9 protein-coding genes and 1 pseudogene are annotated in these 10,872 nt (G+C 72.8%); 5 read left to right on the top strand and 5 right to left on the bottom strand.

Translation table 11 applies throughout. The annotated features are described in order from the left end of the window. Positions 1-218 precede the first annotated feature (218 nt). Together murJ and ACFQ87_RS27185 are read left to right on the top strand one after the other, a co-directional pair. On the top strand, positions 219-1,898 hold the full coding sequence (murJ, locus tag ACFQ87_RS27190; protein WP_380613448.1) for a murein biosynthesis integral membrane protein MurJ: 1,680 nt from the start codon (positions 219-221) through the stop codon (positions 1,896-1,898). Between the two features lie 94 nt (positions 1,899-1,992). Next, complete coding sequence (locus tag ACFQ87_RS27185) at positions 1,993-2,955, top strand: trypsin-like serine peptidase (protein ID WP_380613447.1); 963 nt, start codon at positions 1,993-1,995, stop codon at positions 2,953-2,955. A gap of 224 nt (positions 2,956-3,179) precedes the next feature. Here ACFQ87_RS27185 and ACFQ87_RS27180 read toward each other — a convergent pair. Both ACFQ87_RS27180 and ACFQ87_RS27175 read right to left on the bottom strand, forming a co-directional pair. After that, positions 3,180-3,761: pseudogene (locus ACFQ87_RS27180) on the bottom strand (RNA-guided endonuclease InsQ/TnpB family protein); the annotation flags it as partial. A 265-nt stretch (positions 3,762-4,026) separates the two neighbouring features. Further along, complete coding sequence (locus tag ACFQ87_RS27175; protein ID WP_380613446.1) at positions 4,027-5,265, bottom strand: aminoglycoside phosphotransferase family protein; 1,239 nt, start codon at positions 5,263-5,265, stop codon at positions 4,027-4,029. Between the two features lie 86 nt (positions 5,266-5,351). On the opposite strand from ACFQ87_RS27175, the gene ACFQ87_RS27170 reads away from it, so the two are divergent. Next, a complete protein-coding gene (locus ACFQ87_RS27170) occupies positions 5,352-6,083 on the top strand; it encodes an MBL fold metallo-hydrolase (RefSeq protein ID WP_380613445.1) in 732 nt (243 codons plus the stop codon). On the opposite strand, the gene ACFQ87_RS27165 is transcribed toward ACFQ87_RS27170, so the two are convergent. The 3 genes from ACFQ87_RS27165 to ACFQ87_RS27155 all read right to left on the bottom strand — a co-directional run bounded on the left by ACFQ87_RS27165 (position 6,080) and on the right by ACFQ87_RS27155 (position 8,650). After that, positions 6,080-6,481 (bottom strand): tautomerase family protein, encoded by a 402-nt coding sequence (locus tag ACFQ87_RS27165; protein WP_380613444.1) that lies wholly within the window; start codon positions 6,479-6,481, stop codon positions 6,080-6,082. The genes ACFQ87_RS27170 and ACFQ87_RS27165 overlap by 4 nt on opposite strands. Before the next feature lie 166 nt (positions 6,482-6,647). After that, positions 6,648-7,517 (bottom strand): PhzF family phenazine biosynthesis protein, encoded by an 870-nt coding sequence (locus ACFQ87_RS27160; RefSeq protein WP_380613443.1) that lies wholly within the window; start codon positions 7,515-7,517, stop codon positions 6,648-6,650. Positions 7,518-7,555: 38 nt separating this feature from the next. Next, a complete protein-coding gene (locus tag ACFQ87_RS27155) occupies positions 7,556-8,650 on the bottom strand; it encodes a DUF5937 family protein (RefSeq protein ID WP_380613442.1) in 1,095 nt (364 codons plus the stop codon). A gap of 205 nt (positions 8,651-8,855) precedes the next feature. On the opposite strand from ACFQ87_RS27155, the gene ACFQ87_RS27150 reads away from it, so the two are divergent. Both ACFQ87_RS27150 and ACFQ87_RS27145 read left to right on the top strand, forming a co-directional pair. After that, a complete protein-coding gene (locus tag ACFQ87_RS27150; RefSeq protein ID WP_380613441.1) occupies positions 8,856-10,136 on the top strand; it encodes an MFS transporter in 1,281 nt (426 codons plus the stop codon). A gap of 27 nt (positions 10,137-10,163) precedes the next feature. Then, positions 10,164-10,727 (top strand): hypothetical protein, encoded by a 564-nt coding sequence (locus ACFQ87_RS27145; protein WP_380613440.1) that lies wholly within the window; start codon positions 10,164-10,166, stop codon positions 10,725-10,727. Positions 10,728-10,872: the final 145 nt, after the last annotated feature.

Below are 10,872 nucleotides of genomic sequence, written 5' to 3'. Positions count from 1 at the left end.
TCTATGGGGGGGTCCTCTCCCTCCCATGGGGTGAGGGGGGGGTAAGGGGTCCCCGGGGAGAGCGGAAGACCCGTTTGTTTCCGCCGGTTCCTGCTTGTGGGGATGTCGGCGGCGGCCCCCACCGGGGCTTTCCGGGCCCGTACCCCGAAGTACGTCGAAGTACGTCGAAGTCCGAGATCCCCATGAGCCGACAGGGTGTCGGATCGTAGATTGTGCCCATGATCGAGGAGACACGGCCCGAGAAGTCAGCGCGATCGACACTGCCACGCAGGCGACATGCCACCCCCAAACGGGCCGCGGCCGGTGGCGTGCTGCGGTCGTCCGCGCTGATGGCCGCCGGGACGGTGGTCTCGCGCGCCACCGGACTGATCCGCCAGGGACTGCAGGCCGCGGCATTGGGCGTCGGGCTGCTGGCCACCACCTACAACCAGGCCAACACGGTGCCCACCAGCCTGTACTTCCTGCTGATCGGCGGCGCGCTGAACTCCGTCCTGGTCCCCCAGCTGGTCCGGGCCCGGGCGGAGGACCCCGACGGCGGGGTCGCCTTCGAACAGCGCCTGGTCACCATGGTCCTGTGCGTTCTGGGCGCCGGCAGCGCGCTGGCCACCTGGGCCGCTCCCGAGATCATCGGCATCTACCAACGCGACACGCCCGCCACCCACGACGCGTTCGAGCTGACCGTGGTCTTCGCCCGCTTCCTGCTCCCGCAGATCTTCTTCTACGGCGTGTTCAGCATCTTCGGGCAGACCCTCAACGCCCGGAACCGGTTCGGGGCGATGATGTGGACCCCGGTCCTGAACAACATCGTGCTGATCGCGATGTTCGGTCTGTACCTCGGCATGATGACGGTCCCGGCGAAGGTCGCGGACATCACCGGCGCCCAGGTCAGGCTGCTCGGCATCGGAACCACCCTCGCCCTGGCCCTCCAGGCACTCGCCCTGATCCCGTACGCCCACGCGGCCGGTTTCCGGCTGCGTCCGCGTTTCGACTGGCGGGGCACCGGCCTGCGCAAGAGCGTGAGCGCGGCGCGCTGGACCCTGCTGTTCGTCCTGGCCAACCTCGTGGCGAGCACCGTGGTCACCCGCCTGGCGTCCGCCGCTGACGCCGCCCTGCCCAGCGACGGGGTCGGCTACACCGCCTACAGCTACGCCCAACAGATATGGATGCTCCCCCAGTCCATCGTCACGGTCTCCCTCATCACCGTGCTCCTCCCGCGGATGAGCCGGGCGGCGACCGAGCACCGCCTGGACGACCTGCGCGCAGACCTCTCCCGCGCGCTCCGGGTCAGCGGCGTCGTCATCGTCCCGGCGGCGTTCTTCTTCGCCGCCTTCGGCCCGCAGATCGCGCAGCTGCTGTTCGCCCACGGAGCCGCCGACGCCGCGAAGACCGTCCCGCTGGGCCACATGCTGCAGGCCTTCGGCCTGGGGCTGATCCCGTTCTCCGCCCAGTACCTCCTGCTGCGCGGCTTCTACGCCTTCGAGGACACCCGCACGCCGTTCCGCATGGCGCTGTGGATCAGCGGCATCGACATCGCCCTGGCCGTGGCCTGCCACCTGTTGCTGTCCCCCCGGTGGGCGGTCACCGGGATGGCCGCCGCCTACGCCCTGTCCTACGCCATCGGCCTGCTGCTCACGGCCCTGCGGCTCCGGCGCCGCACCGGGGGACTCCTCGACGGCCGGCGAATCTGCCGCACCTACGCCAAGTTGACCGCCGCCGCCACCGGCGCCGGCGCCGCCGGCTGGCTCATCGCCCGCACCTGCGGCCACGGCCTCGCACCGGCCTCCTGGATGGCGGTCGTCCCGCTGACCGCCGGCGCCACCGCGATGGCGCTGCTGTTCCTCCTCTTCGCACGACTCCTGCGCATCGGGGAGCTGCGCGGCCTGCCGGGTAGGCCCTGACCGCGCCGTGCAGCGCGTAGGCCAGGTGGTGCAGCGACTCGGCGAAGTCCAGCCGCAACGGCAATATGGTCATCAACCATGAGCAAAGGGGCAGATGATGTTACGTAGGACCACAGCCCGCAGGAATGCCGCAGCGGCCACAGCCGCGCTGCTGCTGGGCGCCGGGCTTGCCCCGGTCGCCTCCGCCGCAACGCCGAACACGGGCAATCCGGCCGCAGAGCGGCTCAGCGCGTACTGGACCGCGGCCCGCATGGCGGCCGCACTGCCCGGCGACACCGAACCCGCCGCACCGGCCGCACCGGCCACGGCGGACGGGCCCCAGCCCGGCGAGTTCATCCCTCCGAGCAGGAGCTTCGACGGCATCCCGCAGGCGGGCGCGTTCTTCTGGACCGATTCCGACGGCACGGGCCGCACCTGCAGCGCCTCCGTGGTGCACAGTCCCGACCACAACCTGGTGCTGAGCGCGGGACACTGTCTCAAGGGGTACTCCGGCACCTCCCCCAAGCGGAACCTGGGGTTCGTTCCGCAGTACCACGACGGGCTCAAGCCGTTCGGCATCTTCCCGGTCAAGCACAACGGCGTCTACGTCGCGCAGGAGTACTACGACAGGGGTGAGCACGCCGGGGCCGCGTACGACTTCGGGTTCGCGGTGACCGAGCCCGACCAGGACGGCCACCGGCTGGAGGATGCGGTGGGCGCGGTCCAGCTGCTCACCGGCACCGGCTACTTCCACGCTCCGGTACGGATGATCGGCTACCCGGGCAGCGCGCAGAAGCCGCTGGAGTGCTTGAGCTGGACCACCAGGTGGGTCAGTGACGATCCCGCGGATCCGGGTACCTTCGAACGCATCGCGTGCGACGGCTTCGTGGGCGGGACCTCGGGTGGGCCCATGCTGGTGCCGTGGCCGCACGGCTGGGCGGTGACCGGGGTCATCGGCGGCTACCACACCGGCGGCAACACCCCGCAGATCTCCTACAGCGCCCACTTCGGTCCTGCCACCCAAGCCCTGTACGACGCCGCAACCACCGGCGCACCGCCGGCGGGCCCGGTCTCCTGAGGCCAACTCGGCATCTCCCGGCGGCCGACCGCCCGAATGACGTCAGCCATTCGACGGAGCCCGAGGCCAGCTCGAACCCCAGTCCTGGATGACACGTCACCAGGTCCGAGCCCCTCCCGCCTCAATCACTTATCGTACATATTCGATCACGATGAGTGATCAATTGGAGTGTGGCCCGCCACGCTGCCGCCCGGTGGAGAGCGGCCTCACCTCAAGCCAGGACGTCAGGAGACTTGACTTCCTCCCCGCCCTAAGGGACGGGGATTCCGGCCGCGCGTGCCGCGCGGGGGCTTCGCCCCGTGCGTGCGCCTGGCCGGTGGTTGGCGCTTCACGGACCGGCCAGTGCCGAGGTCTCCACGCCCTGAGACCGCCTGCCCGGCGGCCTTGATGTTCTTCGCGGCGTTCACGTCGGCGTGGTCCTGGTGCCCGCAGGCCGCGCACCGGAAGACCGCTTGGCTCTCACGGTTCTCCGGTGCACGGTGCCCGCAGGCATGGCAGGTCTGCGACGTGTGCGCGGGGTTGACCAGCACCACGGCCGTCCCGGTGTTCCGGGCGGCGTTGCGCAGGGCCAGTTCGAGCAGGTGCCATCCCTTGTCCAGGATGGCCCGGTTGAGTCCGGCCTTCTGCCGGACGTTGACGCCGGGGGCGTCCACCGTCCCGGCCGCGCCGGCGGACATGCTCTTGATCCGCAGGTCTTCCAGCACGACCAACGCCGCCCGGCCCGTGATCCGGTTCGCCGTCCACGCGCAGAAGTCCGCGCGGCGGTTACGGACGCGGCCGGTGACGGCGTTGATCGCCCCGATGGTCTGCTTGCGGCGGACGGGCTAACCCCCAGCTAAAGCAGGGGGTCTGCGCCCAAGAGTTCAGATCAGTGGTCAGACATCACGCCCCACAGCACCCTCCCGCCGGAGTGGGGGCAAGACGAAGCCAAGCCCGCACAGGCGCCGGTACTCGTGAACAGTGGCGGCGGGCAGGAGTGGCGGGGCTGTGCCTGGCATTGTCCGGCACCGTACTGACACCCGCGGCCGCCGCACCAGCGGGGGACCGGTCCGCCCACTGATCCGGAAGAACCTAGCCGCGTCGCGCCCACGCCAGGACGGCACGCAGCTCCGCGGCCGGATCGCCCTCGTGGTACGGGCGTTCGCTGGGCTCGATGTGGTCCAGGAACTCCTGGTACCGCAGCGCGTAGGACAGGTGGTAGAGCGGCTCGGCGAGGTCCAGTGCCCGGCTGGGGTCCGAGCCCGGGGCGTGCTGCCGCCAGGCCTCCGCCCAGACCTGGGCGTGGTGCCGCCAGGCCTCCGGGGTGAGGTAGGCGCGGGGGCGCAGGCCGTCCAGGGCGGGGTGGCCGAGGCAGGCGTCGGCGTAGTCGACGACCGTCGAACTCGCGCCGTCGGAGCGCCAGTTGCCGGGGTGGAAGTCGCCGTGCACGAGGGTCTCGGGGAGGCCGCAGGCGGCCAGCTGGTCCAGCAGCTCGGGGAGGTCGGCGGCGAAGGCGCGGAGGCGGTCCAGTTCCCCGGGGGTCAGGTCGGTCTCGACGGGGAGCCGGTCCAGCAGCGCCGTGAGCTGGGCGAGCAGCGCGCCGGGCGTCCGGTCCCGCAGGCCCGCGAGGACGGTCCGGCGCTCGGCCAGCGCCGCCTGGGCCGCCACCAGACGCGGGACGATGTCGGCGACGGTCTCGGCGGAGGGGCTCCAGCAGTCCTCGCCGGGGACGTGGTCGAGCAGCAGCCGCCCGCCCGCCGAGTCGGCGGCGAGGACGGTCGGGACGAGGGTCGGGTCGACGCCGCCGAGCAGCGCGATGACCTCGCCTTCACGCGCGTTGAAGGCGGGGGTGGTGGTCTTGAGCCAGGCGTCGGTGCCGGTGGCCGTCGGGAGGCGGAGGAGGCCGGAGAGGTTCCAGGTGCGAATCTGCCGCGCGGACGCGGCACTTGGGCGACCGATTGCCAGGAGCTCCTGTTCCGCCCAGCCCAGGGCCTTCCGGAGGCCCTCCGGGGTCGCCCAGGCGGCCCGCAGCGGTGCGGGGGCGAGCAGTGCGGCCGTTTCGCTCTCCAGCGGGCGGGAGTTGAGCGCCGTCGGCCGCCGCAGTGCCTCCGCGTGGTACCGGACCCGGCCGCCGTGGCCGGGATCCTCGCTGTGCCCGTCGACCAGCCGCGCCACGAGCACCGGCACCCCGGCCAGCTCGGTCGCCCGAGCGATCACCCCGTCGACGGAGGACCACCAGCCGAGTTCCACCTCGAAGGGGCCAAGCTGCCCGAAGTACTCGTTCCCGTAGGTGAGATCGACGGTCACGATCCGGCTGTTCGCTCGCTGCATCCGGGCAGCTTCACCCGCCGCGGCATCCGAACGCGAACGGTTTTCCGGGGCGGCCGACGACTGCGGGCACATGAGATCATCGGCCGGTGCGCAGACTGACGGTCCTGGGGACGTGCGGGGCCTGGCCTGAGGCCGGGCGGGGTGCGAGTGGCTTCCTGCTGGAGTATGACGGGTACCGGCTGGTGCTGGACCTCGGTTACGCGACCTTCCCCCGGCTGCAGGAGCACTGCGGTGCCGGGCAGTTGGACGCCGTGGTGATCACCCATGAGCACCCCGACCACTGCGCGGACCTCAGCGCGCTGTGCCGCGCCCGCTACTTCGCCGAGCGGCGGGGCGCCCGGCTGCCGCTGTACTGCCCGCCCGGGGTGGTCGCCCGGGTCCAGGCGATGGAGCCGACCGAGGATCTGCTCGACGTCTTCGAGGCGCATCCGCTCCCCTCGGAGGGCCACCGAGTCGGGCCGTTTCGGCTGGACTCCGCGCTGCTTCCGCATCACGTCCCGCACGCGGGCGTCCGGTTGACTGCGCCCGGCCTCACCCTCGCCTACAACGGTGACGCCGGCCCGGCCGAGGAACTGGTCCAACTGGCCGCAGACGCCGATTTGTTCATCGCCGGAGCGACGCTTCACGGCTCCGACCGCGACCCCCTCCTGCTGAGCACCGCCCAAGCCGGCAGCTGGGCCGCCCGGGCCCGCGCGAAGCGCCTGCTGCTCACCCACTTCTGGCCCGGCAGCGACCGCGCCCGGTGGACGGCGGAGGCCGCTGGCGGTTTCGCGGGAGAGGTGGTCGCGGCCGAGGAGGGCATGGTGCTCTACTTCTAGAGCTCGGGGCCGGCGGACGGGGCGTACTGCGCCAGGCCGTTGCCGAGGGACCAGTCGATCGAGGCGTTCTCGGTGAGGGTGACGAACACGTTCCGCGGCTCGGTGCCCGCGTACTGCTCGGCGAGTTCGACGATCCTCCGGTACAGCGCCCGCTTCTGATCGGGGGTCCGGCCGGCGCGCAGGGTGATCGCGATGTAGACGATGCCCTCGTCGCGGTGCACACCGAGGTAGTCGCCGTAGCGCAGCATGCTGTTGGTGCCGTCGTGGCTGACCAGGACCTGGAAGTTGTCCTCCGGCGGGATGCCGATCGTCTCCATCAGGGCCTCGTGCACCGCACGGCCGAGCGCGTCCAGCCGTGCGCCGTCGGCGTGTAGGGCGTCGATCCGGACAAAGGGCATCTCGGTTCCTCTCCGTCGGCCAGCCGGGGCTGATTCACTCGCCCACACCCGTACATACTAGTAGGTACAGGCGATCGGCCGGAACGGGATCCGGCCGGTGGTCGCGAAGGACGGCATCGAATCCAACGGCGTGTTCACCGGCCGGAGGCTCCCGCGAAGCCGCGCCCTACGGGATCGCCACCGCCGCGCCGGAGACCCGCACCCGGGTGTCCTCCGCGCGCAGTTCGACCCGCAGCACGCCGGGCCGGCCGAGGTCCTCGCCCTGGTGCAGCGTCAGCACCACCGGGGCCGTCACCGCGCCCTGCTCACGCAGGTAGGCACCGAAGGCAGCGGCGGCGGCGCCGGTGGCCGGGTCCTCGACGACGCCGCCGACCGGGAAGGGGTTGCGGACGTGGAAGACCTCGGCGGCCTCGCGCCAGACGATCTGGAGGGTGGTCAGGTCGCGGGCGCGCATGTAGGCGGCCAGCCCGTCGAAGTCGTAGTCGAGGCGGGCGAGGCGCGAGCGGGTGCCGGCGGCGAGCACCAGGTGGCGGGCGCCCGCGTAGGCGATGCGCGGCGGCAGGGCCTGGTCCAGGTCGGCGGCGGACCAGCCGAGCAGGGCGAGCGCCTCGGCGACGTCGGCCTCCGGCACCTCCTCGGTCTTCGGCTCGACACTGGTGAGGGTCGCCCGCAGCACGCCGTCGGTGCCGCGCTCGACCTCGACCGGGACGTCGCCGGCCGCCGTGCCGAACACGTACCGCCCGGGCCCGGTGCGCTCGGCCAGTGCCACGGCGGAGGCGACGGTCGCGTGCCCGCAGAACGGCACCTCGGCGAGCGGGCTGAAGTACCGCACGGCGTAAGAACCCTGAAGAGGACCAGCGGTCAGGAAGGCGGTCTCGGAGTACCCGACCCCGGCGGCGACGGCGAGCATCCGTTCGTCGGTCAGCCCGGTGGCGTCGAGCACCACACCGGCCGGGTTGCCGCCCTCGGGGCGGGTGGAGAAGGCGGCGTAGCGGAGGATCTCGGGCGGGGCAACAGCGGCAGCGTCGTCGGTCATGACCGGACGAACGTGTTCCGGCCGGTTGGTGTTCCCGGTCACCGCAGCATCGCCTCCAGGAAGTCCGAGCCGAGCCGGGCGCTGGACGACAGGTCCAGCTGGTAGAGCATGTACCGCCCGCGCCGCTCGGTGATCAGCAGCCCGGCCTTGCGCAGCACGGCCAGGTGGCGGGACACCTCGGGGGCGCTGAGCTGCCAGGAGGCGGCGAGTTCGCCGGTGGTGTGCGGGCCGCGCGCGATGGTGCGGGCGAGGCGCAGCCGGATCGGGTGGGCGAGCGCCTCCAGGCGCTGCTGGACGAGGGTGAGCGAGACGGGCTCGGGCAGGCCGGCCTCGGCGACGGGGTACTGGAGGACGGGCCGCCAGCCCGGCGCGTGCACGGCCAGCAGGTGGGGACGGCCGAAGGCGCTGGGAATGAAGGTGACGCCCCCGCTGGCGGTGCCGCTCGTGGTGCTGTCCTGCAACTTGTCGATGACGATCCGCCGCCGCCCGCCGCTCTCGTCGAGGGTGACGGACGGTGAGATCGCGCCGACGGCATCGGCGAGGCCCCGGCGGACGAGCAGGTCGGCCTTGTGCCGGGCGTCGGCCGCCAGGCCGGGCAGGACGCGCTGCCAGGCATCGGCGAAGAACGCGGACTGGCAGTCCTCCAGCATCCTGCGCACCAACGCCCGGACGGCGGGCGGGTCGGCGAGCAGCCGGTCGGCGAACGCGGCCTGCCGGGGGCCGCGGGCGAGGGAGAGTTCCCGGGCGCGCTCGTTGGCGACGGGGTCGGTGAGCGGGGAGGCCGTCTTGCGGTTGAGCCGGGAGGAGCCGCAGGTGGTGATGAGCGCGGAGGCGACGTACAGCTCGTCGTCGATCCGGTCGACGGCGTCGAGCTCCTCGGCGAGGGTGGCGCCGGGCAGGGCGGGAACGAGGAAGTCGGCCCGCGAGGAGCGCCAGAGGAAGTCGGCCTCCAGCAGCCGTTCGGCGAGCTCGGGCGGGATCGCGGTGGTGGTGCTCGCGACCCAGCCGTGCAGCGCCGGGTGGTGCGTGGGCTCGGCGAGCGCGTGCAGCATGGCGTTCAGCTCGGCGAGCGGGGAGGGGGCGAAGAGCAGGCGCTCCTCGGGCAGACCGGTGATGTCGATCGCGACACTCATGCCCTCACCCCTCCCCCAGCCTCCGGCCGGGGGTACCCCCACCGCTCCGCGGGGGCATTCGCCCACACGCACCTCTTGACGGTTCGTTCGCTTCGCTCGCTCACGTGCGGAATCCTGCCACCTCCCCGAACCCCGGCCGCCGCCGATTGACGCGAACCGTCAATCCACGTGCCACCGGGCCCGACCTGGGCGGACGGTACCGGCCATGAGCCTGATCCAGGAGAAGTCCGTCCATGACCACGCCGCCGTCCGCAACGGCGAGCCGCCCGCCGCGCCGATCGGCGCCGGCCGTCGGAACCCGTCCACGCTGCTGAGCCTGCTGACCGCCGCCGGCGGCCCCCGGTACGCGGCGGCGCTCGCCGTGGACGCGGTGGGCGGCGGCATGCTGCGCCCGTTCCTGTTGCTGTACGGCGTCGGGGTGCTGCACCAGCACGCCGGGGCGGTCGGGCTGGCGCTGTCGGCCGGGATGGTGGTCGGCCTGCTGGTGGTGCCGCTGACCGGCCGCTGGATCGACAGCGGCGCCCGGACCCTGCCCGCCGCCGTCACGCTGGTGCTGCGGGCGGCAGGCGCGCTCACCCTGCTCGCGGCCGACGGGCTGCCGCTTTTCACCGTTGCGGCGGTGCTGTTCGGGGTGGGCAGCCAGTCCTGGCCGACCACCCACGCCGCCGTGGTGAGCACCCTGACCGAGGGACGGCTGCGGGACGCCGCGCTCGCCGCCGGCAAGTCGGTGCGCAACGCGGGCCTGGGCGCGGGCGCGCTGCTGGCCACCGTCGCGGTGGCCGGCGGGACGGGCGCGATCCGCTTGCTGGCCGGGGTGACGGGCGTGGCCTGCCTGGTCGCCGCCGCGCTGGTGGGGTCGCTGCGGGTACGCGCGCCGCACAAGGTCCACCGGGTGAGTCCGCAGGAACGGCACGAGCCGCTGCGCCGGATCAACCTGCTGAGCCTCGCCAACCTGCCGTACGCGTTCTGCTTCGACGTGTTGGAGGTGGCGCTGCCCGCGCTGCTGGTGCTGCACCTGCACACCTCCGCCGCTTGGTCCTCGGGCGTGTTCGTGGGCAACACGGTGCTGGTGATCGCGTTGCAGCTGGCCATCGTGCTGTGGTTGGCGAAGCGTTCGCGGCGGGCCGTGCTGGCTGCCGCGGGGGCAGCGCTGAGCGTGTCGTACCTGGGCTTCTGGGCGGCCGGGTCGCTGGGCGGCACCTCGGGCGCTGTGGGCATCGCGGCGGTGGCGGTGCTGTACACGCTGGGCGAGATCCTCTACACCGGCTCGGGTACGGCCCTGGTGACGGCGTCCGCGCCGCCGCACCTGCTCGGGCGGGCGCTGGCGCGCTGGGAACTGTCCAGCGGGGTCGGCCGGGCGGCGGCGCCGGCGGCGCTGACGGCGCTGCTGGCCGCCGGGCCCGGGTTGCTGTGGGTCTGCCTGGCGGCGACCACGGCGGTCGGGGCGCTGGCGGTGCTGCGGCTTGCGCCAGCCGAATCCGAGTAGCCCGGACCGGATGGGATGATCATCAGCATGGCCCTGCCCCCCTTCCAGCAGCAGCTCCACGACCGGATCACCGCCGCCACCGAGGTGACGGCCCCGCCGAGGCCCTGGCGGCCCGTCGGCCGGGGCCTGATCCCGGTCGGCGCGCTGCAGGGCATCGGCTTCGCCGTCCATCCGGAGACCGGGCGCGACCTGGTGCTGACGGTCTCCAGCAGCGGGCACGGCCTGTTCGACGCGGTGACGGGCGAGAAGCTGGAGCGCGAGTACGACCCGGAGGAGGACCCGGACGGCGCGGACCTCTCCTGCCCCGGCATCGGCCCCGTCGCGGACGTCCGGATCCCGGTGGCCGGGATGTGGGGCGGCGGCCTGCACAACCGTGCGGCGGGCGGCTGGGGCGTCGAGGTGATCTCCCCGGAGTGGCCGAGCCACCGCGTCCTGCTGACGGCCGGCCCCTGGAGCGGCGAGCACGGCACGGCCTGGTGGCACGTCTTCCACGCCGGCTGGTCCGAGTTCCGCGCCGCCGGGTTCTCCCCCAGCGGCCGGACCCTCGCCGTGGCCACCAGCAGCGACCTCACGCTCTGGACCCGGCACTGACCTTCCGGATGCGGACGCCGCCGCCAGCACGGATGCTGGCGGCGAGGCGTGCCCGTCAGGAGGAAGGAAGCCCCAAGCATGAGCGAGCGAAGTGAGCGAATCATCGAAAGGTGCGCGTTGCGCGAAGCGCTCGCCGAGCGGAGCG

It is taken from the genome of Kitasatospora sp. NPDC056531, assembly GCF_042794375.1.
Lineage (GTDB): Bacteria > Actinomycetota > Actinomycetes > Streptomycetales > Streptomycetaceae > Kitasatospora.
This window is presented reverse-complemented; position numbering and strand designations above follow the sequence as displayed.